Annotated in this window: 26 protein-coding genes and 1 pseudogene; 17 read left to right on the top strand and 10 right to left on the bottom strand. The window is 37.7% G+C overall.

Features of this window, described 5'->3' with window-relative positions:
- Position 1: 1 nt before the first annotated feature.
- The 3 genes from HPT25_RS14230 to HPT25_RS14220 all read right to left on the bottom strand — a co-directional run bounded on the left by HPT25_RS14230 (position 2) and on the right by HPT25_RS14220 (position 2,499).
- Positions 2–442, bottom strand: a complete 441-nt coding sequence (locus tag HPT25_RS14230; RefSeq protein ID WP_173065292.1) for a MarR family winged helix-turn-helix transcriptional regulator — start codon at positions 440–442, stop codon at positions 2–4.
- Between the two features lie 274 nt (positions 443–716).
- Positions 717–1,277, bottom strand: coding sequence for a GNAT family N-acetyltransferase (locus HPT25_RS14225; RefSeq protein WP_173065290.1), 561 nt, complete (start codon positions 1,275–1,277; stop codon positions 717–719).
- An 898-nt stretch (positions 1,278–2,175) separates the two neighbouring features.
- Positions 2,176–2,499, bottom strand: a complete 324-nt coding sequence (locus tag HPT25_RS14220) for a hypothetical protein (RefSeq protein WP_173065287.1) — start codon at positions 2,497–2,499, stop codon at positions 2,176–2,178.
- 587 nt (positions 2,500–3,086) lie between these two features.
- Between HPT25_RS14220 and HPT25_RS14215 the strand changes: the two genes are divergently transcribed.
- Positions 3,087–4,376 carry a protoporphyrinogen/coproporphyrinogen oxidase gene (locus HPT25_RS14215; protein WP_173065284.1) on the top strand — a complete coding sequence of 430 codons (1,290 nt, stop codon included), beginning with the start codon at positions 3,087–3,089 and terminating at the stop codon, positions 4,374–4,376.
- A complete protein-coding gene (locus tag HPT25_RS14210; protein ID WP_173065281.1) occupies positions 4,373–5,239 on the top strand; it encodes an RNA polymerase sigma-70 factor in 867 nt (288 codons plus the stop codon). Before HPT25_RS14215 ends, HPT25_RS14210 begins: the two co-directional genes overlap by 4 nt.
- A 323-nt stretch (positions 5,240–5,562) precedes the next feature.
- Here the strand turns inward: HPT25_RS14210 and HPT25_RS14205 are convergent, their stop codons facing one another.
- The gene (locus HPT25_RS14205) at positions 5,563–5,895 is read right to left on the bottom strand and encodes a cupin domain-containing protein (RefSeq protein ID WP_173065278.1); all 333 of its coding nucleotides are present in this window, start codon (positions 5,893–5,895) and stop codon (positions 5,563–5,565) included.
- On the bottom strand, positions 5,867–6,034 hold the full coding sequence (locus HPT25_RS28355) for a hypothetical protein (RefSeq protein ID WP_217269712.1): 168 nt from the start codon (positions 6,032–6,034) through the stop codon (positions 5,867–5,869). Before HPT25_RS28355 ends, HPT25_RS14205 begins: the two co-directional genes overlap by 29 nt.
- 431 nt (positions 6,035–6,465) lie before the next feature.
- Between HPT25_RS28355 and HPT25_RS14200 the strand changes: the two genes are divergently transcribed.
- Together HPT25_RS14200 and HPT25_RS14195 are read left to right on the top strand one after the other, a co-directional pair.
- Positions 6,466–7,017 (top strand): DUF2975 domain-containing protein, encoded by a 552-nt coding sequence (locus tag HPT25_RS14200; protein WP_173065275.1) that lies wholly within the window; start codon positions 6,466–6,468, stop codon positions 7,015–7,017.
- 11 nt (positions 7,018–7,028) lie between these two features.
- Positions 7,029–7,235 carry a helix-turn-helix domain-containing protein gene (locus HPT25_RS14195; RefSeq protein ID WP_173065272.1) on the top strand — a complete coding sequence of 69 codons (207 nt, stop codon included), beginning with the start codon at positions 7,029–7,031 and terminating at the stop codon, positions 7,233–7,235.
- A 612-nt stretch (positions 7,236–7,847) separates the two neighbouring features.
- On the opposite strand, the gene HPT25_RS14190 is transcribed toward HPT25_RS14195, so the two are convergent.
- Both HPT25_RS14190 and HPT25_RS14185 read right to left on the bottom strand, forming a co-directional pair.
- A complete protein-coding gene (locus HPT25_RS14190) occupies positions 7,848–8,333 on the bottom strand; it encodes a DUF4362 domain-containing protein (RefSeq protein ID WP_173065270.1) in 486 nt (161 codons plus the stop codon).
- 168 nt (positions 8,334–8,501) lie between these two features.
- Positions 8,502–8,675: a hypothetical protein gene (locus tag HPT25_RS14185; protein WP_173065267.1), complete on the bottom strand. Its 174-nt coding sequence runs from the start codon at positions 8,673–8,675 to the stop codon at positions 8,502–8,504.
- 147 nt (positions 8,676–8,822) lie between these two features.
- Between HPT25_RS14185 and HPT25_RS14180 the strand changes: the two genes are divergently transcribed.
- The 6 genes from HPT25_RS14180 to HPT25_RS14160 all read left to right on the top strand — a co-directional run bounded on the left by HPT25_RS14180 (position 8,823) and on the right by HPT25_RS14160 (position 14,573).
- Positions 8,823–9,269 (top strand): RrF2 family transcriptional regulator, encoded by a 447-nt coding sequence (locus HPT25_RS14180; RefSeq protein WP_173065264.1) that lies wholly within the window; start codon positions 8,823–8,825, stop codon positions 9,267–9,269.
- 143 nt (positions 9,270–9,412) lie between these two features.
- Positions 9,413–9,760, top strand: coding sequence for a DoxX family protein (locus HPT25_RS14175; RefSeq protein ID WP_173065261.1), 348 nt, complete (start codon positions 9,413–9,415; stop codon positions 9,758–9,760).
- Between the two features lie 190 nt (positions 9,761–9,950).
- Positions 9,951–10,298, top strand: a complete 348-nt coding sequence (locus tag HPT25_RS14170; RefSeq protein WP_173065258.1) for a DoxX family protein — start codon at positions 9,951–9,953, stop codon at positions 10,296–10,298.
- Positions 10,299–10,488: 190 nt separating this feature from the next.
- Positions 10,489–10,836, top strand: a complete 348-nt coding sequence (locus tag HPT25_RS14165) for a DoxX family protein (protein WP_173065256.1) — start codon at positions 10,489–10,491, stop codon at positions 10,834–10,836.
- A gap of 272 nt (positions 10,837–11,108) precedes the next feature.
- The gene (locus HPT25_RS28350) at positions 11,109–11,306 is read left to right on the top strand and encodes a hypothetical protein (RefSeq protein ID WP_217269711.1); all 198 of its coding nucleotides are present in this window, start codon (positions 11,109–11,111) and stop codon (positions 11,304–11,306) included.
- A 72-nt stretch (positions 11,307–11,378) separates the two neighbouring features.
- Entirely contained in the window at positions 11,379–14,573 is a 3,195-nt protein-coding gene (locus tag HPT25_RS14160) for a bifunctional cytochrome P450/NADPH--P450 reductase (RefSeq protein WP_173065253.1), read from the top strand.
- A gap of 379 nt (positions 14,574–14,952) precedes the next feature.
- Here the strand turns inward: HPT25_RS14160 and HPT25_RS28345 are convergent.
- Positions 14,953–15,203 (bottom strand): annotated as a pseudogene (locus HPT25_RS28345) (stage V sporulation protein R); the annotation flags it as partial.
- A 401-nt stretch (positions 15,204–15,604) separates the two neighbouring features.
- Between HPT25_RS28345 and HPT25_RS14155 the strand changes: the two are divergent.
- The 4 genes from HPT25_RS14155 (at position 15,605) to HPT25_RS14140 (ending at position 19,645) form a co-directional block, all read left to right on the top strand.
- On the top strand, positions 15,605–16,807 hold the full coding sequence (locus HPT25_RS14155) for a glycosyltransferase family 2 protein (RefSeq protein WP_173065250.1): 1,203 nt from the start codon (positions 15,605–15,607) through the stop codon (positions 16,805–16,807).
- Positions 16,804–17,877, top strand: a complete 1,074-nt coding sequence (locus tag HPT25_RS14150) for a glycosyltransferase family 4 protein (RefSeq protein WP_173065247.1) — start codon at positions 16,804–16,806, stop codon at positions 17,875–17,877. The genes HPT25_RS14155 and HPT25_RS14150 overlap by 4 nt, the downstream gene beginning before the upstream one ends.
- Before the next feature lie 168 nt (positions 17,878–18,045).
- A complete protein-coding gene (locus HPT25_RS14145) occupies positions 18,046–18,411 on the top strand; it encodes a hypothetical protein (RefSeq protein WP_173065244.1) in 366 nt (121 codons plus the stop codon).
- A 16-nt stretch (positions 18,412–18,427) separates the two neighbouring features.
- On the top strand, positions 18,428–19,645 hold the full coding sequence (locus HPT25_RS14140; RefSeq protein ID WP_173065241.1) for a sialidase family protein: 1,218 nt from the start codon (positions 18,428–18,430) through the stop codon (positions 19,643–19,645).
- Between the two features lie 239 nt (positions 19,646–19,884).
- On the opposite strand, the gene HPT25_RS14135 is transcribed toward HPT25_RS14140, so the two are convergent.
- Both HPT25_RS14135 and HPT25_RS14130 read right to left on the bottom strand, forming a co-directional pair.
- Positions 19,885–20,127 (bottom strand): hypothetical protein, encoded by a 243-nt coding sequence (locus HPT25_RS14135; protein ID WP_173065239.1) that lies wholly within the window; start codon positions 20,125–20,127, stop codon positions 19,885–19,887.
- Between the two features lie 406 nt (positions 20,128–20,533).
- Positions 20,534–21,418: a helix-turn-helix domain-containing protein gene (locus HPT25_RS14130; protein ID WP_173065236.1), complete on the bottom strand. Its 885-nt coding sequence runs from the start codon at positions 21,416–21,418 to the stop codon at positions 20,534–20,536.
- A 99-nt stretch (positions 21,419–21,517) separates the two neighbouring features.
- Between HPT25_RS14130 and HPT25_RS14125 the strand changes: the two genes are divergently transcribed.
- The 3 genes from HPT25_RS14125 (at position 21,518) to HPT25_RS14115 (ending at position 23,851) form a co-directional block, all read left to right on the top strand.
- The gene (locus HPT25_RS14125) at positions 21,518–22,282 is read left to right on the top strand and encodes a CPBP family intramembrane glutamic endopeptidase (protein ID WP_173065233.1); all 765 of its coding nucleotides are present in this window, start codon (positions 21,518–21,520) and stop codon (positions 22,280–22,282) included.
- A 203-nt stretch (positions 22,283–22,485) separates the two neighbouring features.
- The gene (locus tag HPT25_RS29265; protein WP_312857291.1) at positions 22,486–23,358 is read left to right on the top strand and encodes a DUF1731 domain-containing protein; all 873 of its coding nucleotides are present in this window, start codon (positions 22,486–22,488) and stop codon (positions 23,356–23,358) included.
- Between the two features lie 202 nt (positions 23,359–23,560).
- Positions 23,561–23,851 (top strand): ArsR/SmtB family transcription factor, encoded by a 291-nt coding sequence (locus HPT25_RS14115; protein WP_173065227.1) that lies wholly within the window; start codon positions 23,561–23,563, stop codon positions 23,849–23,851.
- Positions 23,852–23,917 lie beyond the last annotated feature (66 nt).

Here is a 23,917-nt window from a genome sequence, read left to right as displayed (position 1 = left end):
TTTATTCGCTCCTCTTCTTTAATAAAGCATCATTAAATAATTTGAATCCACTCAATATTTGATGCTGACTATCTTCTGAAACTTCATTCAAAATAGAACCGTAGTATTGGATTGACTGTTCTCTTACTTGTATCAACGAACGTTCCCCTTTTTCAGTTAAAGACACCAAAACTTCACGACGGTTTGATTCGTTCAAAAGTCTATTTACAAAACCACCTTTCACAAGGGAATCAACCAAACGACTTACCGTACTTCGTTCTAGAAATAATTGATTCGCCAATTCACCAATGGTTAACGTTTTATTCTCTAATTCTTGTAAAGCAAATACTTGAGATGGAGACAAATTAAAACCACACGGAGTTACATTTTGCTCAAGCAATCCAAATAATCGAACAAACTTTTGAACTGTATTACGTAGTTCTAAAATTTCTTCTCGATTCAATTTAATCACCTCACCTATATTTAATGATGTATTGTACAAATTATGTATCATACATGTATTGTATTTTACATTTGTTATTCAGTCAACAAAATGCTTATTTTGTTGGTTTTGAATATTAAAGTATCCTGCCAATTAGTTTAAATGAAAGTTTTCACAAACTATATAGTATACCAATTTTCTTGTAACGTTTTATTCTGCAATCTGGCCCTTAACATAAAGAAAGAGCACATTTCTTGTTGCAGAAACGCGCCCTATAATGGAATAACCTAGTAGTTTATTTTGCTGGCTTGTTGAAGAGCGAATTCAATTCCCATTCTTCCCGTAAAAGCCCCATTCTTATAGAATCATAATATTTTCCGTTATAATATCGACATTTTCTCAATCTTGCTTCCATTTTCATTCCTAGTTTTTCCCCAAGTTTAATCATACGTTCATTCCCTGACCAAGTAGTAAAGCCAACACGAACTAATGATAAAGTATTAAACAAATGATTTATCCATAAACGAAGGACCTTAGTACCATAACCCCCACTCCAAAAGTTCGGATTATAAATTGCTATCCCCATTTCGAGCCAATTTGAAGGCTTATGCTCCCAATAATAACTCACTGTTCCAATGACCTCTCCATTTAGTTCAATAACCCACCGATTCTCTTGATTTATAACACTTTCTTTTTTGGATACAAACTCTTCATAAGTTATTTGTTTATGTTCGTAGTATGGGGCATCCCACTTTTTCCATTCAGGAAATTCCTCTTTATAAATTAATTCCCATAACTTCGGTATATCTTTATCGATTATTGGTCGAATAATTAATTCATTTTCCTTGTAATACACAAAATTTCCTCCGAAGTTTGATTTTTACTTAAGCTGCCACATTTATTATATATAATATTTAAACAATTAAGATACATCCTTATTCTTGGATAGCGCCCTATTGTTGAAGATCATTATTGATGTAAAGCACTCCGTTACTTGAATAAGAAAGGTAATTAAAATTAAGCTCTGTGTGGTGTAAGAAAAACATACATCCCTAAAAGTATAATCCATACCACCAATACACCTAAAAGAAGACGTTTCATTATAAATCCTCCAATATATAAATCGCTATTTTTCTCCATTTAACAAAGATTCTAACCTGTCATATTGCTGAAAAAACAAACATCCGGCTAGACAGACCGGTTGTACAAGTAATGCGCCCTATTGTTGAATAAGTACTAACCTGTTTTATAAAAAATATTTTTACTAAATTTTAATTGCAAGGTGTTAAATAATAACGACAATAAAAAAGGACTGCCTAAACAGATCAATCTGGTGTTTAACTCAAGCTACTTGTTAGTTCTAGAACACTATCAGTTTAATTCCATTAAAATACGTGAAAATAATATAGCAGTATTGAAATTCCAAATAGTAATATCATCAGTAACGAATTACAGAATTTCTTTTTATCTTTTTTTATCATTGAAGATATTGAACGAAAAATTGCTACAAAAATTCCAATAATTGAAATCAATAACCACATCTCTTACCATCCTATTTTTGTTATTCCTTTAATTTTCTTACTACAGAATTGCGCCCGATTGTTGAAGATCGTTATTGAAGAAAAGCACCCGTTACTTGAATAAGAAAAGCCACGGAGAATGGGCAGCTGATCCTTAACTCAAGCACTTGTTAAATAACAACCTCTGATAAAATATTAGATAATGAATCTAAAAACACGTATAAGACTTAGCTTTCAGTTTTTGATTAAGTCTTCTCCACTAATGAATTTATGTTCATTATCAAGTTTGTCTAAGTAACCATTTATTTGAATACTCGGATTATCTATTCGGAGCAACGATTTATCTCCCAGTCCCTCAAACGGCATAAATGCATTTAACGTAATCTCTTCTCCTGGTTGAATATCTAATTTATTTCCTTTAGCTTCAACTTTGTATGCATTGCCTTTGTAACCACCTTGACCAACCTTTATAGGGAAGGAAATGAAAACGTTATTTTGCTTAATAACAAAGTCACTGTCATTTGTCAATTTTATGTAATATACAATAGCTCCTTCCAATGTTCGTTTTTAAACTAATTCAAACTTAATTTTCTGTACATCATTCGGTGAAACCGTTACTTTATTTTCTTTGGTACACCCTGCCATTAATATGAAGGTTAACATAACTAAAGGTAAATATTTGTTTTTCAAAATAAACCTCTCCCTATTTTCTCTATTTAACAATATTATCATTTAATACCATTTATGGGTATAACTGTTTTGTCGCTTTAGGAGTTATTTCACACCAATTTTAAGCGCTATTTTGCACTATAAATAAATATAAAAAAGTCCAATTTCTCATTAAAATTAAGAAATTGGACTTTTATCATTACTCCTGAATTGCGCCCTATAATGGAATAACTTTAATTATGGAGGAATACTAGTTAACCAATCAGGGGCTTTTTTCCTCGTAGCTACTAAAACTCACTTCTTATGCATCTCAATCCATTCTTTTATCAAACGCTTTGGTTCGGCGCGTAAATAAGCTTCTTGAATCAGTTCGTATTTCCTAACAATCCACTCCATCAAAAAACTTTCTCCTCTATTTTGTCACAGAATCATTCACTCATCCGTTATATTAGAAATAATCGAAAAGGATGATGACTATGACAAAATATGAAGTGGCAATTGTAGGTGGGGGTATTGCGGGTTTAACGGCTGCGATCTATGCATCAAAAGCAGGGAAACGAACCATTGTATTGGAACAGCAAAAGCAATTGGGAGGCAGAGCCATCACTAACAAAAAGCAGGGTGTATATTTTAATTTGGGCGGGCATGCACTGTATAAAGGGGAGGCGTATGATGCATTTCGCGAACTCGGATTACAACTTGAGGGAAGCACACCGTCTATTGATGCTTACGGGATATGGAAAGAACAAATATTGCCAATACCAACGAACATATCCTCTTTCTTTCAAACTCCCGTCCTAAGTTGGAGAGGAAAGCTCGATTTGGCAAAATGGTTCATTAGATTAGGAAAAATGGACACAAGCGTTTGGAACCAGATCAGTATCCGCAATTGGATTGAAACTCAATTGCATGATCCGATGTTGCGCAACGTGTTCTATGCACTGCTCCGAACATCCACTTATGTACTTGCACCTGAATTACACGCTGCTGGTCCTGCCTTAAAGCAGCTGCAGCGTTCACTAAAAGGAGTCTTATATCTCGATAAAGGCTGGGGGACACTTGTAGAAGAACTGCGTGAACTTGCTGTCCAACAAGGAGTGGAGCTGGTCACCGGCTGTAAAGTGGTTGCAGTCGAACATCAAGATCAAAAAGTACACTCGATTTTATGTGAGGGTGGCACTAGAACAGAAGTATCGAATGTTATACTAACTACACCACCTTCTATTTCTCACAAACTGGTTCCCCATGCGGATCAAACAGCACTCGACACGTGGAATAAGCAAGCTATTCCTGTTACGGTTGCCTGTCTAGATGTTGGATTGCGCCAGCTGCCTAAGCCAAAGCACCAATTTATCTATGGATTGGATCAACCAATTTTCTTTACGAACCAATCACGGGAGGGAAAACCAAGGCCAGCTATCTTGAGTGATGATGGGACACAAGTGATATCGCTTTTTAAATATCAGGGTCCACAAACAGATGCAGCGAAGGATGAGGGTGAGTTGGAGCAAGTGTTAGATATGGTTCAACCCGGCTGGCGGAATGAACTAGTTATAAGACAGTTCCTGCCGAAAATGACGGTTGTCCACGATTTTCCTCATATGAAAAGAATGGAGGATCCGGGCCCTGCTGTTCCTGAAATTGAGGGGCTATATGTTGCTGGTGACTGGGCCTCACATGGGGAGCTGCTCGTTGATGCATCCGTAGCCAGCGCTAAACGAGCCGTTTCACAATTACTAAATACTAGAGAGGAAATCAAATTATGAGTATGGAGGAACTTTATCAAACCTATCAACCTCTGCTTTTTTCCTTATCCTACCGTATGTTAGGCAGCGTGATGGATTCAGAGGATATTGTCCAAGAAGCGTTTATAACCTTTAATCAGCTTCCCAACTACGAACATATTGAAAACAAAAAAGCGTATCTATGTAAAATAGTCACCAATCGCTGTCTGGATTTGATACGTTCATCCGCAAAAAAACGTGAGGTATATATCGGACCCTGGCTTCCTGAACCATTGCTTGAAATAGAAAATTCACCTAACGATCCTTCAAAAGCCTTTTTTCAACAAGAATCCATCTCCACCGCATATTTATTGTTATTACAACAACTAAATGCGATAGAACGAGCCGTCTTTTTGCTTCGTGAAGTCTTCCAATACCCTTATGATGATATAGCTGAAATTCTTGGAAAAAGCAATGCTAACTGCCGGCAAATTTTCCACCGTGCGAAAAAAGGCATGAAATATGACCCTAAGAAACAGCCTTCGATTTCAATAGCGGAAACTATAGTAAAAGAGTTTGTACAGTCCATCTTAAATGGAAACGTAAATCAATTATTGCACCTTGTCAGCGAAGATGTCGCAGTGTACTCGGATGGCGGCGGCAAAGTAAAAGCCGCACAAATTCCTATTTTTGGTGCTGCCAGAGTGGTTCAATTGCTCCAAAACCTAATGAAAATGTATGCAGGCAAGTTTACCATCAAATATACATCTGTCAACGGTCTACCAGGACTGATTTTAACAAGCGATGATCACTTACAATATGTGTACTCCTTTAATTTTAGTGGCAATCAAATTCAGACGATATACTTCGTTGCTAATCCCGATAAACTACGACATTTGCAATAGAAGACTCCATACGATTACTAAATCGAAGTTCTCGCTAAATTTAATCTTGTAAGGGTGTAGATTTGAAATTTATCAAGACCTAAATCGTAAAAAGTCATAAAAAATAGAGGATGATACATATTAGACAATGAATATGTATCATCCTTTTACTTATTGTTAAACAATAGCGCCCGATTGTTGAATAAGGGAATTAAAATATTTGCACCATCAGTACACTTTATAACTTCTGTATTGACTTCAATAAAAAAGCCACCGAAAAAAATGGCAGCTGATTTTTTGCTCTTGACCCGTTAACGAAATAAATACGTAGTATTTGCAGTTAGCTATCCGTTAATATTATTACTGGACTTTTCAAAACATAAGTTAACTGTTCGTTCATTTGAACGAGTTCGATGCATTGTATTAGCAGGAACAGTAAACATTTCACCTGGTTTTAATGATACTGTTTCATTGTTTTCTAAGTCTATAAATAGTTCACCTTCTAATACATAAAATAATTCATCACAATCCTCGTGCTTATGCCAATGAAATTCCCCATTTATAACGGCTATTCTAAGTGCGTGATCATTAACTTCACTTACGATAAAATTTGTATATTCAGTTTGGTCTTGGATTAATTTATGTAGATTAAAAACTTCTAATTGACCTATTTTCATGCTTTTTCCCCTTTAGAAATTTAATTCTTAATAAGACTAAATTCGACAACCATTTGGAATTATCCTCTTCAACAATTCTGCCATTTAACGGATTAACGACCATTATAAAATGGAATGCAGCAATCCATAAATTCTTCAATTCTTGCGCCCGATTGCTGAATAAATTTAAAAATCTCTCATTAGCTATTTGCTCTTTTAGTTTATAAAAAAGGTTCCATAAATAGACACAAACATTTATGAGGCCAAAAACAACTTTATCAAAATACAACCTGTCGAAAATTAGACTCTGTGTTCCAAAACTGGTATCTTTCCGAAAGTAAGTTTTAGATTTTTTACATCTATCATGCCGTTTTTGGAGTTATTACGGACTTACCCCTAGTTAATTAAATTAAAAAAGCGACTACTTCCATTACAGAAGCTTGAGGTTAGAAATGCGTTCCTTTTTTAGATTAATAATTAACATAACCATAAAACAACTAATTTTCATCGAAAAACAATAAAAATTAGTTGTTATTTATTTATTTCTATGGTAAATTATAGATGAATTTTAAAAAGGAGAAGTTAAAAACCATGAAAATAAATGTAATTAAGTTGATATCTATTTTATTAACAGTGTTTTTTTGGGTTGGATTAATAATTACAGTATGTACTTCAGCAGTTGTCGCAAGCCTTGCTTTTAAACCTTCCATTTTGAAAGGAGCAGAAATAAACTCTTATAATCATATAACCGTAGGAATATTTAATATTAGTTATCATAATAATAGTGTCCTTCCCCCTGATTTATTGACAGCTCCATTATTTTTCGTTTTACTTACTCTTTTATGTTGGTACTTTAGAAAAATCTTTAAGAACTTGTCACAGGGAAAATTATTTGTTTCAAACAATGCAAATGCGATTATCATCATTGGGATTCTGTTATTGATTAATTCATTAATTATTTCACTCCCCGATTTGTTAATTGCAAAACAACTACTGCCTAAAATACATATTGATAATGGACAAGTAAATGCTTCTTACAATATCCCAACTCCCTTGTTTATAGCATCGGTTTTGATCATCTTTTTAGGTGTTTTCTTTCATAAGGCAGTTAAGATTGCAAGTGAAAATGAATTAACTATTTAGGGGAGCGCCATATGATAATCGTGAACTTAGATGTAATGATGGCAAAGAAAAAGATCTCATTAAATGAATTAGCACAAAAAATAGGTATTACTAATACTAATTTGTCCATATTAAAAACCGGTAAAGCAAAAGCTATTCGATTTTCCACCTTGGAAGCAATTTGTAGAGAGTTAGATTGCCAACCCGGTGACATTCTTGAATATACTGAGGGGCATTAGTTAAATAAAATGATTTTATAAGCCGATCTATCTGGGGCATCAGCACATGCCCATAAAGCTAAGACAAAATATTACCCCCACACCTATTGCCCTCTTGGTGAAGTCATGAATGACACAACTATGGGTATTAATTTTAAATTTAAACAAACTTTTATCTGATTTATTCTTAGTAATCTCACTAACATTTCGCAAAAACAATGCGTTTAACAAAATTCAACAAGCAATTTCATATGATTTATTACGTTAAGGGGCTTACCACCAGCAAAACGCGAATTTACGATGTTAAGGAGATTCCAAAAGAAAAAATCCCAATTTCTCAGCATTAAAATTGAGAAATTGGGATTTTTCGTTACTCAAGAAAAGCGCCCGATTGCTGAAGATCTACATTAGGTGATGGAATGAGGTTTTTTATTACCTCTTGTTTGATTGTTACTACGTCTCCAACTTCTGAGCTAATGTTATATGCAGAATTTCCGGACAAAAAAAGGCCGCTTTCTAATAACGGGTTCCATTTCCTATCGCAAAACTTGAAATTACATTCAAAAATGCAAATAAAAATGGACACAAAAATGCACTGCAATTTGCAGTGCATTTTCATATTTTTCTACCTCTTTATTTCGAAACTAAAAAATGAAATGTATTTCCTACTTCCGAAGAACACCCACTTAAATGGTATTCAACCACATTTTCTGTGTTTTTTGTTCCAATGTCGGTACAAGACGTACTTTTTACTCCTTTATCAGAACCTGCGAATTTATCTTGTGAGTTATCAAAAGTGTATTGAATTTGCTTGCTGTCATAATTTAAATTATAGAAAATTGGGTCCCCTTCATCAGTGTACATTGTGATTCGGATTTTATCTTTATTACCACTTTTAACATTTTTTATAAAATTTTTAAATTTATCTAAGTTACTAATTTTTCCGTGCAAATTCACTATATCTCCATTTTCTATTGCTGTCTCGGGCTGATAAGATTTCTTTTGGTTTTCAGTCCCTACTTTACTATCTGGTTCCTGATTCTTAGAAGTACCCACATTTAAGGAACAACCTGATAATAAAATGATTCCAAAAATCATTACTAATAAATACTTTTGCATAGATACACCTCCTATACATATTAAAACATATTTGGTTTATGATGGTAAAAATTTCGTGAAATCTTAGCGAACTAAACGTTTAGTACAAGTGCGTCATCAAATTTTTACATCTTTCTTAATCTGATTCAAGATAAACACCAAGTTAATTCAATTTTAAAAGTTTTGAAATTAGATCCGAGCCCAGTCCTGCTCTTCCATCTCCAACAATCTGGCCCTAAACATAAAGAAAGAGCACAATTCTTGTTGTAGAATCGCGCCCGATTGTTGAATATCATTATTTATGATACGGTTCTCCGTGCTGTCTGTAACGGCAAGGTTTTCTTCTCGTGCATGGAGTCCCATGCCATGCTCCCTACGATGCGCTGTTGCGCGGACTGAACTCGTGTCCTCCTTCGGCCAGAGTTTTTCCTTGAGTCGCCCTGAATAGTGAAACCGAACATCTTGTAAACTGTGTAAACATTGTACATAATGGATTTGAGGTGAATTGCAATGCATCTGAAGAAAAAAAAACACACGGTCACTCCGTCGGCATTCGGTTTGGCCATACAAGGACTTGTCTTACTTTCGATGTCAGATAACGTGCTTTCAAGTAAAGAAATTGCGAATATGATGGAATCTGGAACGACGTTTATGCGCCGGGTGATGAGTCAACTGGTTCGTGCAAATCTTGTCGAGGCTAGGGAAGGCAGAGATGGCGGCTACTTGCTGGCCAAACCTGCAAACTCGATTACATTGGCGGACGTTTACCGGGCTCTGCAAATGAGCAATCCTTTGGGAAGTGGGATGGTCGATTCCACGCTCGACTGCGAACGCGGGGCGTCAGTAAGAAGCCTTTTTCAGGAATTGTCTTCTCAAGTGGAAGAGAGTACGCTTCACGTTTTCAAGCAGTATACGATTGAGCGTATTGCGGCAGAAGTTTTTAAAAACGAAGTATAAACTGTGCTTAACATAAGCATAGTTTTGTGTTATACTGTACTCATACAGGGTTCAGTATCAATAGAGTTTAACGACGACTCGCATCAGCATCCCTGGTATGAGGTTAACTGTGCTTAAATCAAGTTCAGTAAGGAGGTGAAAAATTGCAAATCGTATCGATTATACTTGAGATTATTCTGGGCATTGGTTATGTGATCGTCGGATTTATGAAGTTTGGAGCCAAAGAGCCGGTCGAATCATTCAAACAATACGGCTATTCGGTTGGATTTCGCATTCTAGTCGGTATAGCGGAAATTCTCGGCGGGATCGGGATGCTGATTGGCATTTGGTCGAAACTGGCGGGATCACTAGCTGGTTTGTGGATTGTGGTCATCATGCTGGGTGCTCTTGTTACCCAAATTCGTGCGAAAAGCCACGCCAATGAAGTGATGCTGCCCGTATATTTTCTGGTCTTGGCCCTGGTGGTACCTGTGCTCAATTGGATTGTTTAATCGCACATCGGCATTTAAGGTGTTTAAACCACAAACGTTACATCTATCTAAGTTGTGACTGACATACGCATAGTTCTGCGATATACTGTGCTCGTACAGAGTTCAGTATCACCAGAGCCTAGCGACTCGCATCAGGATCCTGGTATGCGGTTAACTGTGCTTAAATCAAGTTCAGTAAAGAGGTGAAAAATTGCAAATCGTAACGATTATACTTGAGATTATTCTGGGCATTGGTTATGTGATCGTCGGATTTATGAAGTTTGGAGCCAAAGAGCCGGTCGAATCATTCAAACAATACGGCTATTCGGTTGGATTTCGCATTCTAGTCGGTATAGCGGAAATTCTCGGCGGGATCGGGATGCTGATTGGCATTTGGTCGAAACTGGCGGGATCACTAGCTGGTTTGTGGATTGTGGTCATCATGCTGGGTGCTCTTGTTACCCAAATTCGTGCGAAAAGCCACGCCAATGAAGTGATGCTGCCCGTATATTTTCTGGTCTTGGCCCTGGTGGTACCTGTGCTCAATTGGATTGTTTAATCGCACATCGGCATTTAAGGTGTTTAAACCACAAACGTTACATCTATCTAAGTTGTGACTGACATACGCATAGTTCTGCGATATACTGTGCTCGTACAGAGTTCAGTATCACCAGAGCCTAGCGACTCGCATCAGGATCCTGGTATGCGGTTAACTGTGCTTAAATCAAGTTCAGTAAAGAGGTGAAAAATTGCAAATCGTAACGATTATACTTGAGATTATTCTGGGCATTGGTTATGTGATCGTCGGATTTATGAAGTTTGGAGCCAAAGAGCCGGTCGAATCATTCAAACAATACGGCTATTCGGATGGATTTCGCATTCTAGTCGGTATAGCGGAAATTCTCGGCGGGATCGGGATGCTGATTGGCATTTGGTCGAAACTGGCGGGATCACTAGCTGGTTTGTGGATTGTGGTCATCATGCTGGGTGCTCTTGTTACCCAAATTCGTGCGAAAAGCCACGCCAATGAAGTGATGCTGCCCGTATATTTTCTGGTCTTGGCCCTGGTGGTACCTGTGCTCAATTGGATTGTTTAATCACACATCGGCATTTAAGGGATCCCGCCAACAAAACGCACATTTACAACGTTAAGAGGTATAGAACGTGAAACTGCCCAGGTTTAACCACGCTAAGAATCCCATCTTTGTTCTGTTCCTGCTTTGTATGTCAAAAAGTGGCTGTTTTAAATGACATATTGCAAAACTCTGTTTTTAGGCTTTATGACATACCATCTAGGGTCTATATTGAGCTTTTCATAAAGCGTACTTTTTGACATATATGCTTAGCGTTGTAAATCCGCGAAAAGTTGGTGGTACCCCTAAAAGGGATTGAATTAGGTGTTCTCGCGGACCAGTATCCGGAGGAACTCATTGTCATGTTGTTGTCATCCGTTGCATACCAGCAGGCCACCCCTCATGTTATGAGAAATTTCACGGATATAACAAAAGATGAAGAGAAATGGAAACAAGTGATTAAGCACAGCTTAAAAGTAAACTTTATCAAGTAATACCGATAGTCAGAGATTTTCAAATAAAGATAATTAATAAAAACAACATACTTTTTTGAAAGGGTGGTTTTAATGGGAAAATTGCCTGCTATCCCTCAACCGAAAACCTATGGCCCGCTTGGTAATATTCCATTAATCGATAGAGATAAACCGATTTTATCGTTTGTCAAACTAGCAGAAGAGTACGGTCCCATTTTTCGACTTCAAACTCCAGGAGGTACCGCCATTATTGTTTCTGGACATGAACTGGTAGCAGAAGTCTGTGACCAGTCACGGTTCGATAAAAGTGTAGAAGGTGCTTTAGCAAAGGTTCGTCCCTTTGTTGGAGACGGGTTATTTACAAGCGGGACCCACGAGCCTAACTGGAGAAAAGCCCATAATATTCTGATGCCTACATTCAGCCAGCGGGCAATGAAGGATTACCATGCCATGATGATCGATATTGCCGTACAGCTCGTTCAAAAATGGGCACGGCTTAATCCGAATGAAGAGGTGGATGTCCCGGAGGATATGACCCGTCTTACATTGGACACGATTGGTCTATGCGGTTTTAATTACCGATTTAACAGTTATTATCGTGAGACTCCTCATCCTTTTATCGTCAGCATGGTCCGTGCTCTAGATGAAGCGATGCATCAATTACAGCGACTGGATATACAGGACAAACTCATGGTGAGAACGAAACGTCAATTTCAGCATGATATCCAAACCATGTTTTCTTTAGTGGATCAAATTATTGCTGAACGTAAGGCCAATGGAAACCAGGAAGAAAATGATTTGCTTTCCCGTATGTTAAATGTGAAGGATCCAGAAACAGGCGAAAAACTGGATGATGAAAATATTCGTTTCCAAATCATCACCTTTTTAATAGCCGGGCACGAGACAACAAGTGGATTGTTATCCTTTGCAATTTATTTCTTATTGAAAAATCCAGATAAATTGAGAAAAGCCTATGAAGAGGTAGATCGTGTATTAACAGGTCCCACTCCGACATATCAACAAGTTCTGCAGCTTAAGTATATCCGGATGATTTTAAATGAATCGCTGCGTCTATGGCCTACCGCACCAGCATTCAACCTTTACGCAAAAGAGGACACGGTGATTGGCGGGAAATACCCAATTAAGAAAGAAGAAGATCGCATTATCGTTCTTATTCCAAAGCTGCATCGGGATAAAGACGCATGGGGAGACAATGCGGAAGAATTTCATCCTGAACGGTTTGAAGACCCAAACAAAGTCCCTCATCATGCTTATAAGCCATTTGGAAATGGCCAACGGGCATGTATCGGTATGCAGTTTGCCCTTCATGAGGCCACTCTCGTACTGGGAATGCTTCTCCAGCATTTCGAATTGATCGATTATCAAAACTATCAGCTGGATGTCAAGCAAACATTAACGCTAAAGCCAGGTGATTTTAAGATAAGGATTCGATCCCGAAATCAAGCTGCCATCCGTCCATCTGTCCTAACACCTGTAGCGGAGACGCCGGAGAATCACAAGTTGGAACAGCAAGTTCAGAATGCAGCTTCTCTCCAAGGACTCAATAATCGTCCGCTTCTTGTTCTTTACGGTTCTGATACTGGAACTGCTGAAGGTGTAGCACGGGAACTTGCGGATACAGCGAGTTTGCATGGCGTACGGACTGAAGTATCGCCTTTAAATGACCGAATTGGTAACTTACCGAAAGAGGGGGCAGTTCTCATTGTTACTTCCTCTTATAACGGAAAGCCACCGAGCAATGCTGGACAATTCGTACAATGGCTTGAAGAACTACAACCTGGTGAGCTACAAGGTGTTCATTATGCGGTGTTTGGCTGTGGAGATCATAACTGGGCTAGTACTTATCAGCATGTCCCGAGATTCATTGATGAGCAGCTTGCCCAAAAAGGAGCAACCCGATTTTCGGCACTCGGGGAGGGCGATGCAAGCGGAGACTTTGAGGAGCAGTTTGACCAATGGAAACGCAGCATGTGGTCGGATGCGATGAAAACTTTTGGATTAGAGCTCAATGAAAATGTAGAAAAAGAACGCAGTACCTTAAGCCTTCAGTTTATCGGTGGTCCTGGAGGGTCTCCTCTTGCTCATTCGTACGAAGCAGTGAATGCAACTATTGTGGAAAATCGCGAACTCCAATCAGCTGGCAGTGATCGGAGCACTCGGCATATCGAGGTGACCTTACCGCAAGGAGTTACTTATCACGAAGGAGACCATCTCGGAGTGCTTCCGCACAACAGTGAGGAAAATGTCAGCCGCATTCTCCGTAGGTATAATTTGAATGGAAACGATCAAGTAGTGCTGACAGCAAGTGGACGAAACGCAGCTCATCTGCCACTTGATGTGCCTGTTAGTTTACATGATCTTCTTAGCTATAGTGTGGAAGTGCAGGAAGCAGCAACCAGAGCACAAATACGGGAACTGGCGTCGTTTACGGTTTGTCCTCCGCACAAACGCGAATTAGAAGATTTAGTGGAAGAGGGAATTTACCAGGAGCAAATATTAAAGAAACGTATTTCCCTGTTAGATCTTCTCGAAAAGTACGAAGCATGTGAAATGCCGTTTGAGCGGTTTTTAGAACTTCTCCCTGCACTCAAACCACGTTACTATTCTATTTCAAGCTCACCACTCGTTGCCCAAGATCGCCTGAGTATTACAGTCGGTGTTGTAAGCGGACCTGCATGGAGTGGACGAGGCGAATATAAAGGGGTCGCTTCTAACTATTTAGCTCAACGTCACAACGAAGACAATATTGCTTGTTTTATTCGTACTCCACAATCCGGTTTTCAGTTGCCAAAAGATCCAGAAACGCCAATTATCATGGTTGGACCAGGAACTGGGATTGCACCATTTAGAGGTTTTTTACAAGCTCGCCGTGTTCAAAAACAAAAAGGGGTAAAGTTAGGAGAAGCTCATCTATATTTCGGTTGTCGTCATCCCGAACAAGATTATCTTTATCGTACAGAACTGGAAAAAGATGAAATGGATGGCTTACTATCCTTGCACACAGCTTTTTCTCGCTCAGAAGGACATCCCAAAACATATGTACAGCACTTAATGAAACAAGATGGAGCTAAATTAATTTCATTATTAGATAATGGAGCTCACCTCTATATATGCGGTGATGGAAGTCGAATGGCTCCAGATGTAGAAGATACTCTTTGTCAGGCTTACCAAGAACATCATGGGGTCAGTGAACAAGAGGCAAAAAATTGGTTGAATCAGTTACAACGTGAAGGACGATATGGAAAAGATGTTTGGGCTGGAATCTAATTTTTCTTATTAAATAAGTAATTTACTCAAAGTCCCGTATACTTTATTGAATACGGGATTTTTGTTTACTCTTCTTTAGCTAACCCTGTTACTTTAAGTACATTCCTTCACGATCTTTTCTATATAATTTAACCTAAATACACAATTTTCTTTTTTAGGGTTATTCCACAATCTGGCCCTTTAATGGAATAACAGGAATAAATTTTTTTCACAACATTAATGGTATTTTCTCAGCATTCCTTCTTGAACAAAAAAGCAACTTTGAACAAAATATTTCAAACTCTTTATATAAAGTAACGCATAATAATTTCTTGTCTATTTCCACGGACATCTTGAAAACACAAAAATAAAGGGAACACTGCTATGCCCTTAAAAATGTTTATAGATACTTCCGATGTATCCCTTTCTCATCAAAACAACATCGTTCTGTCCTCAATCATCGTCTCCATATGAACCGGCCGGCCACACAGCTGGCGAATGTACGGCAGGGCTTTTTCCAGATACTTAACATCCAGCTCCGCCTTCATACCAGTGCTTCAAGTAAAGCTCGCCTTTTTTCATGTGTTCGCCTTCATTAACTGTAAGGTATGGAAACTCACCGTTAACCCGCATGTTCACTAATTGATCGCGACATTTCGGATCATAAAAAGTTCTTCTAAATTTTTTTAGTCGGTGAACTGTGTAACCGCCAAGTAGAAATGAACACCATCTTCCAGTAGAGACGTACACTTTTTTTGGAGAGGCGGGCATGATAGCCTGTATTGTGTGAACCAGATTCCTTGAAACATCTGGCTTCATGGCTCATGATTTTGCCCGCGGAGGCTCCAATAAAAGTGACAAATTGACTAAACTAACTTTTAGTAAAGTGTTCACGACTAAATAGCGAAAAGCGTTCAAAATTATCAGGTGGTACAAACTATTTTATAGGATATTTCCATCTTTAAAATTTACCTTTATGATTCTGTGCGAATACCCTAACAATGTATACGCTTGGACATACACATATAGAAAGTAATTAAGGAGGTTCTTATATGACTGATCTCGGTATTGTTATGCCTGTTTATAAACAACTTCCCCTTTATTTATATTCATCGATCCAATCAATTTTAACCCAGACATTTAGGGATTATCGCTTTATCATTGTGGTGGATGGGGCGCCTGAAATGTTGCCTTTCATCCAAAAAATGGTACAGGACGATGCAAGAGCCGAAGTATTAATCAATTCGACCAATCTTGGAGTAGCTAGATCGCTCAATCGTGGTTTTGATCATTTATTTAAAGATCAGAATATTCACTATGTTACCTGGGTATCCAGCGATAATGTCTACTATCCTAATTTTCTGGAAGTATTAAGAAACACACTAGTCTCTGGGGGAGAAGAATTAGGACTAGTTTTCAGCAGCTTTCGCTCCATAAACAACGAAGGACTTCCACTTCAAGGCGAGGCGGAATTGGCTGCGTTGAGGCAGTACCAGTCTCAGCCCAAAGAAGCACTGCTGGATGCTTGTATTGTAGGAGTATCATTTATGTACAAATCGAAATTCGCTAAAATGATAGACGGTTATGGGCTACAGCCTGTAGAAGACTATGACTACTGGCTTCGTTTGGCCGAGCACTGTGAGATGCGATATATTCCGATAGAACTAATGGATTATCGTGTGAATTCGCCGCATAGCGTCTCGTCGCAGCTGCAATCCACAGTAAAGCATAGAGAATGGAGATATGCTTACCATTTGGCAAGGCTTCTCGCAAGGAATAGACGTGGGATCCCATTTGAAATAACGATATTACTTCCCTTGCGAGAAATTGACCAAGCCATTCTAGAGCGTCTGGAAAATCTTTATGAACAAAGTTTTAGTAATTACAGCGTAACGGTGTTGGATTTGTCCCCAGATGGAGAGGTTACTAAACAAATACAACAAATTATTCACCCAACGGTGGCATTTTTACGGTTACCCCATTTATCTGTAAAAGAAGCAATACGACAAGAAGTGGTAAACGTAAAAACTCCTTATGTATTCATTTTAGGGCCGGAGCTATTCCGGGACCCAACAGAGCTAGAGGTACTTCATTATCAATTAAAGATAGCCCAACCCTATATTCAATGCTGCTATTATACAGCAAATCATACGTTAGTAGGCTTTTCTGGGCAGTATGCTCCGGACGAACCGCTGGATAATCGCCTCTACAGAACTAATTCGCTGATTTCCATATTAAAGAGTGAAAACCTATGAAATTGTTATTTACCTTTTATCACCCGAGTGGTGGCATGGGGACGCTGAATCACATTCGCTGTGAAGCTTTACAACAGGCTGGCGTGACCTGCCATTTGCTTTACAGCAAATATTCACAGGGGTATAAAAATATAAAAGGGATTACTACATTCATTACTAATCAAGATGAAGAGATTAGAGACATCATACACAAGGAATCCTATGATGCAATTATCGTTGCCTCTGATTATTTTTTATTGGAGAAATTACGAAATCTCGGTTACAAAGGAACAATTATCTATGAGGTTCAAGGCTTTGGAGATTGGGAGACATCCCTACTAACCATTCAAACTGTAGCTCCATATGTGATAACCTACAGCAACGCAGTCTTATTGCCCGACACGTCTCATCTTGTTTCCTTATTTAAATCTCATACTCAGTCTGTCAGACAGTTCAGCTTTAATCTTCCACTGGATACGCGCAAGTTTCGCTATATAGCATATCCTATCAAGCCATTTCCGATCATTGGATGGGTCGGAAGGATCGAACACAACAAAAATTGGAGCGATTTTTTGGAAATCGGGCATCGAATGATAGAAGAAAATCCTCATTTGTATTTGTGGATGTTCTGTGATATGGATTTATCCGCCCCTTCGGAAAAGGAGCGCTTTGAATCAAAAGTTGATCAGTTAGAACTCCGGTCTCGCTTGATCCGTTATGTGAATGTGCCACAACAATTAATGGCTGATTATTATTCCATAATCGGAGATTCGGGTGGATTTCTTTGCTCAACTTCTTTCTTGGAAGGTTTCGGTTATGCGGTAGCAGAGGCGTTACTTTGCAGATGTCCTGTGCTGGCTACGGATTCTGACGGTGTTCGCCGTTTTATTTTTCATAATAAGACGGGGATGTTTTACAATCGTGGTGATATCGATGATGCGGTTCAGAAAGCAAACGACATGATGATAAACAAGTCCTTAAGAACCACGCTTAGAGAAGCAGGAGAAATGCACATACTAAAGCACTTCTCTGAAGATGCTTATGTTCGGAATTTTATTTACATGCTTAAGAATCTTGGAATTGCTACTTAGTCGTAGTTTAAAATAGGGCAACTGCTAGAATACGAATGCGAACAAAAGACAAAGCTTATAACCAAGAATCTATTTGAATTATAAGGAAGTAATAAAAGGTTATTTTGTCCAAACAACATTAACCAGAAGTTCATATATTAAGATAAAACTAATAGAGGTGATGTTTTAATGGCTTTAACAACTGGCATAATTACGAATACAGGAACCACTCCTGCATCGAATATTGTTATTAACATTGACAACGATAATCTTAGTTTTTCTTCTAGCGTTGTTTATCATATCTACGTATGGAATAGCTTGGTTAGTAAGTCACTGGTTTATGCCAATACTCTGATTATCAATGCAAATACAAGTCAAATTCTTAATTTCAACATTGCAGGTAATTCTGCTTATGAGGTTCAATTTCTTGTTAATGGAACAGTTCCAACAGATACAGTCATTACTGTATTCGGAACTGATTCATCCGGAAACGTAATTCATCATCAAAGAGTGTTACAACAAGAACTCACTACAATTGCGCAACTCAACCCATAAGTTGGTGTAAAATTCTATGGCAAACATACAAATCTCGCCGAGTACTAGTAGTCAGTTTGAGCCATCTATCGCGGTAAACTGGCTAAATCCCTCCGTTATGGTTGTGGTAGCTGTAGATTTAAGGACAGGCTCTCCAAATATTGGCTTGTACAAGTCAATTGATGCAGGCGCAACCTGGAGTACGAGGTTACTACCATTACCAGCTGGGTTCGTTGCCATAGAGTCGCCCCATATTGATTATGTATTTCCCAATTCATTCGTGGTAGTAGCACACGCCTTTGATGCTGACGGCCTCAGTGGTTCGATAGTGACCTATACATCCAATAATAACGCGTCTACATTCGGACCACCTGTCATTGTGAATCAAGGGTTTGGACAGTTTGTCAATGACGATCAGGTGATTGTTGTCACTGATAAGGCCGGATCCAGCCCGTTTTTTGGAAACATATACACTGCATATACACACGATTACAACACGCAATTTATACCGGGAAATACCATATTCTTCAATCGTTCCAAGGATGGAGGAAAAACGTTCTTAGATCCACTTCTTCTCTCTTCCGTCAATGAATTTGAAGAATTTCCTGGAATCGCCATCACATTAAATGGAATTGCTATCGTAGGATGGATTACCCAACCTCCGGGCCCCAGCGAACTTAGAACCACTACATCACAAGACGGAGGGGCAACATTCGGAATTGAAACGCGAGTTACATCGGTTGTTGTTGACCCTTCGCCACTACCAGGATATCAATTCAGGTGCCTGACATACCCATCCTTGGCGGGGGACATCTCAAACTCACCCACAACCCGAGGAAATGTCTATGCGGTATGGCAAGACTTTCGAGAGGGATATTCCGATATTTTTCTCTCTATTTCCACAAACTTTGGTGTTGATTGGAGTACACCAAAGCCCATTGCAAACAGCCCAGTTGGAGCCCAGAACTTTTTCCCTACCATCACTGTTTCTCCATCAGATGGGGCGGTGTTTGTATCCTATTACACCAATCGAGTCAATCCACCTAATATTGACGTTTTTCTTGCAACATCTAGGGATGGAGGAAAAACGTTTACAAACACCCGAACTACGACGACTTCGTTTAATGTTGAAGGCATACCTTTAATAGGGGACTATATTGGAAATGCGGTTGTCCCTCAGCTCGACCGTCTTGTATGTGTTTGGACAGACACTCGTACAGGCGTTGAAAACATCTGGTTTGGAGATAACCAATAAACTCTTAAAGGTCGATGAAAAAAAGTGTACAGGCATGGTGGTATCTATAACATAAAAAAGCAGGAGTTCCAAACCTTTTGTCAAGTTCTACAAACTACACTATTGGAAGCGTTAGAGAAAAACGGATTTATAGCTTAAAGAATATATAAGTGAGTGAAAATAAAGTTTCAGAATAAACTGGAAGTGTTTCTAAAACAGGAAAAGATTTCTAACATAGAAACGCAAGTTACGACTTCCTCTTATAACCTATGTATATCCATTACACCATTTTCTATTTTTATGGATATGACTCCACTTAATTTTTCATTTATGTAATAGCCGAAGAAATTTTCTCCACATTGTTGTAACGTGTCAACAGTATCTTTTAATGGTGGTATTTCATCAGAATCAATTAATGCTGCTTCTACCTTATAAGAAGGTATTTGAACGTTTAATACCTCCATAGCTAATTTAGGATTTGTAATATCAATTCTTTTAATCAAATCTATTTCTCCCCCTTCTCTGCTGTTTTCCTATTCTTTTTAAATTAACCTGCCATTTAACTGATTAAAGGCCAAGAAAAATGGACTGCTGAAAACAGTCCATCGTTGTTCAATTCTTGCGCCCGATTGTTGAAGATCTTTGCTTAAACATTATTAAAGGCACCTTGGAAGAAACTACAATGAAATTATTGAAACGGTCGATCCACTGTTTATAGGATAAAAAAGGAACTCGCAGAATAGAAATCTGCGAGTTCTTAAACTATATCTTTGGAATGGGCCACTTGTTCCTCGTTTCAGGCCATTGAATAACTTAAAAGAGTCATTGGATAACTAGACAGTTTGATTTTAAAAATAGTGGACTTTGTCGCAAAAACAGAACGACTTTAAAAGGCTTTAAAGATCAAATTTATTTCTGATAACGTAAGAAGTAATTCTTAGCTTTTTCGTTATGGATTTGAAAAATAATCTTATAGAAATGGCATTCAGATACTGGAACATTATCAATTCTTTGTAAGAAACTATCTATCTCTTCCTTGGAAACATAATAATCTAAGTATAGACCAAGTAAAATCTCTATGAAATGAAATTGAATGAATAGATTAAGATCGTCAATTCCATTCATCAAATTTGAGTAATCTTGAAATACCTTTTCCGCTTCAGATATATTATTTAGAACTAGCAGACTTTGAATTCTATTGAAATATAAATCAGCTAGTTCTTTTTGATAGACCAAATCACTAAAGTTCATATACTTTGACAATTCTTCTGATATCTTCTTATAAATCTTGAAGGATTCCTCCATTTTTTTCTCTGGTATTGAAAGTAGAACTAGCTTGGCTAATTTAATCTCATTTAACGTCCAAGATTTGGTGATTTCTAAATTTGAAATTATTTCATTCAAGGGATCTCTAGAAAAGTTGTAAAAATTACTATTTGTAATCAGTACTAAAAGATAAGCTTTTGATGCTAGGTGACGAACCTCTCTAATACTACTTGTGTAAAATTCTTGATAAATACTAAACAATTCTTCAAATTTACCTTGTTTGTAATAAGCATCAATCTCTTTTTCAAGTTTCTGAGTATCAGATAAATCCATCTGGTTATGGAAGTATAGAAATTCTTCAAAAGATATATTTAAGTTTTGGAGAAGTCCTTGAAACTTGTCCACAGTTACAGAGTATTTGTCTGCTTCAAAATCACTATAAAACGATTTTGACACTACACCAGAATATACCTCTTTTTGAGTTAGCCCCTTTTGTTTTCTTATACTCTTCATTGTGGCTCCGTACATAATTTTCCTCTCCTAAATTCCTGTATACAGGAATTTTAACAAATAAAAGTCTTAAGCTCTATGATAAATTAGAGAAAATTAAGTGTTGGAGGTTTCATAATGATTAAAAAAAATCCTTACTTGGTGCTTATTCTGTATAGCGTATTCTTGACTTTTACAGTTTCATTCTTTTCCGCATTATCTGTTATTTCTAAAGTCAACGATACTGGTATGATACTATTTCAAATTCTTGCTTATTCTCTTATGGCATTCTTCTTTACAAGACAAATTATTAAGAGCGATACGCCTCTTAAGAAATTAGGCTTCTCTTTAAAAAATATTGACTATCGTATTTTTATCATGTTAGGGATTATTGTATTAGTTCAACCAATTATGTTTGGAATAGACTTTAATATTCCTTTATCAGTATTTCTGCTAACCGTCATGCAGATGATTGTAATTGGATATACAGAGGAACTACTTTTTCGGGGGATCTTTTTCCTAAAATTAAAGGATAAAAGTCCAGTTTTGTATGTTTTATTTTCTTCTCTTATTTTTGGCCTTTTGCATAGCGCAATAGCCTTTAATCCAGGGACTGGTTCAATCCTAGTCATTCTTCAAGTAGTAAATGCTTTTTTAATAGGAATTATTTTTGCCTTAATTTATTTCTTAACTAAAAAGATATTGATAGTGATTTTAGCCCACACGTTCTTTGATATCTTTGCAAGCATCTCTAATCAAGTTTCACTTGAGAGAAATGTTTACTCTGTAATTGTTTTATCTATTCTTTATGTCTTTTGTATATTAGTGATTGCAATTATTCGAAAAAAATATAATTGTTTCGGTTCTTTTAATAAAAGTATATCATCTGAAATTGGAAATTAAATTGAAGGCTCCATTTAGAACTGATTAGAGCAAGGGTTTCTTTGATTAGGCAACTGGAATTATTTTTACAGCATTCTTCAATGTTTATCATATCAATTACCTCTAGGAAATCAAATAACAAATATGTAATTACTTTACAATTTGGACTATTAGAAATATATTAGCATTGAAAAAAGAAAACATCAATAAAGGAGTTGATTTAAGTGCGTATACTAATAGCAGGAGCAAGTGGATTCGTGGGCTCAGCAGTAATGGGTTATTTGGCGAGCCAAGGGCACAATATCGTCCGACTGGTACGACATGATGCGAAAGCAGGTGAGATCCAATGGGATCCTGATGCTGAATCCATTGATGAGGATGGTCTCGAAGGTTTCGATGGTGTGGTTCACGTCGCAGCCCTTCCCAGTGAAACATGGACACCCGCTTTCAAAGAAAAGTGGTATTCCAATCGCGTTGGAACAAGCCGTCTTTTAGCTTCAAGCCTAGCAAAAAGAAAGCATAAGCCGAAAGTATTAATTTGCGCATCCGGAGAAACAATCTATTCACCATCAAATGACCAGCTCATAGACGAAGATTCACAACTTGCAAAAAATTTTGTGGGACGTCTTCACTTCGATGGCGAAGCAGCATGCACACCGGCTCTCGATGCTGGCATTCGCGTGGTTCATCTCAGATTTCCCACCATACTGGGTGGCTCAACTCTGAAAACCGCCATTCAAATCAATAGCGCTTTTGAAAGTGGCGAGCAATGGATGAGTTGGGTAAGTCGCGAAGATGTTCCAAGAATTGTGGATTTTTGTATTTCAACAGAGAGCTTGGCTGGACCGGTGAATGCAGCGAGTCCAAATGCGGTGAAAAACCGCGACTTTGTGAAAATACTCTCCAACGTAATTAATAAAGAACCTGGAAAACCAATCAGTGCACCTGAGCTCAGACAATTCCTGGGCGAAGTGGCCGATGATGTTTATTTGGTCAGCCGACGGCTTACGCCTCTTAAGCTTATTGACGCTGGATACCACTACTGTTTTACTGAACTTGAAGCAGCTTTGCGACATGAGGTCGGCTTGCTCGTGTAATGGGATCAGCTATATTCATGGGGTACCACCAGCAAAACGCAAATTTACAACGTTAAGGAGATTCCAAAAGAAAAAATACCAATTTCTCAATTTTAATGCTGAGAAATTGGTATTTTTGGTTACTCAAGAAAAGCGCCCGATTGTTAAATAATCATCAATTAAATTTCTTGAAACAATTATAACTATCTTGTATTATAGTTCTATGATTATTGAACAAAAAGATAAAGATGCAATTCGAGTGGCTATTTTTAAGGCGTTAGCTGATGAGACTCGTTTGGATATGTTGCGAATGTTAAAGGAAGTCGGTAAAGAAATGAGTTGTGGAGAGATAGGTGAAAAAGTAAACATTACAAAATCTACAGCTTCTTACCATTTTAAAATTCTACGTGAAGCTGGTCTGACTTCCACAAGGAAAGAAGCACAAAACAAATTTGTGCAACTTAGATTAGATACTTTTAATGAATATTTACCTGGTTTCCTAGATTCTTTATAGAATCTAGGAAAAAAATTACCCATTAGTTCAAAAGTATTAAAACTAACAAACAAAGGAGATGTTTAA

It is taken from the genome of Neobacillus endophyticus (genome assembly GCF_013248975.1).
Taxonomy (GTDB): Bacteria; Bacillota; Bacilli; order Bacillales; family Cytobacillaceae; genus Neobacillus; species Neobacillus endophyticus.
The sequence above is the reverse complement of the archived record's forward strand: the minus strand, read 5'-3'. Positions and strand labels throughout refer to the sequence as shown.

Excerpts from the sequence above, each read along its gene's own strand:
- HPT25_RS14190 (WP_173065270.1), bottom strand. The coding sequence starts at position 8,333 with ATGCAAAAGTATTTATTAGTAATGATTTTTGGAATCATTTTATTATCA.
- HPT25_RS14155 (WP_173065250.1), top strand. The coding sequence starts at position 15,605 with ATGACTGATCTCGGTATTGTTATGCCTGTTTATAAACAACTTCCCCTT.
- HPT25_RS14160 (WP_173065253.1), top strand. The coding sequence starts at position 11,379 with ATGGGAAAATTGCCTGCTATCCCTCAACCGAAAACCTATGGCCCGCTT.
- HPT25_RS14200 (WP_173065275.1), top strand. The coding sequence starts at position 6,466 with ATGAAAATAAATGTAATTAAGTTGATATCTATTTTATTAACAGTGTTT.
- HPT25_RS14145 (WP_173065244.1), top strand. The coding sequence starts at position 18,046 with ATGGCTTTAACAACTGGCATAATTACGAATACAGGAACCACTCCTGCA.
- HPT25_RS14195 (WP_173065272.1), top strand. The coding sequence starts at position 7,029 with ATGATAATCGTGAACTTAGATGTAATGATGGCAAAGAAAAAGATCTCA.
- HPT25_RS14125 (WP_173065233.1), top strand. The coding sequence starts at position 21,518 with ATGATTAAAAAAAATCCTTACTTGGTGCTTATTCTGTATAGCGTATTC.
- HPT25_RS14130 (WP_173065236.1), bottom strand. The coding sequence starts at position 21,418 with ATGTACGGAGCCACAATGAAGAGTATAAGAAAACAAAAGGGGCTAACT.
- HPT25_RS14185 (WP_173065267.1), bottom strand. The coding sequence starts at position 8,675 with ATGGGACTCCATGCACGAGAAGAAAACCTTGCCGTTACAGACAGCACG.
- HPT25_RS14180 (WP_173065264.1), top strand. The coding sequence starts at position 8,823 with ATGCATCTGAAGAAAAAAAAACACACGGTCACTCCGTCGGCATTCGGT.
- HPT25_RS14210 (WP_173065281.1), top strand. The coding sequence starts at position 4,373 with ATGAGTATGGAGGAACTTTATCAAACCTATCAACCTCTGCTTTTTTCC.
- HPT25_RS14205 (WP_173065278.1), bottom strand. The coding sequence starts at position 5,895 with ATGAAAATAGGTCAATTAGAAGTTTTTAATCTACATAAATTAATCCAA.
- HPT25_RS14140 (WP_173065241.1), top strand. The coding sequence starts at position 18,428 with ATGGCAAACATACAAATCTCGCCGAGTACTAGTAGTCAGTTTGAGCCA.
- HPT25_RS14215 (WP_173065284.1), top strand. The coding sequence starts at position 3,087 with ATGACAAAATATGAAGTGGCAATTGTAGGTGGGGGTATTGCGGGTTTA.
- HPT25_RS14115 (WP_173065227.1), top strand. The coding sequence starts at position 23,561 with ATGATTATTGAACAAAAAGATAAAGATGCAATTCGAGTGGCTATTTTT.
- HPT25_RS14150 (WP_173065247.1), top strand. The coding sequence starts at position 16,804 with ATGAAATTGTTATTTACCTTTTATCACCCGAGTGGTGGCATGGGGACG.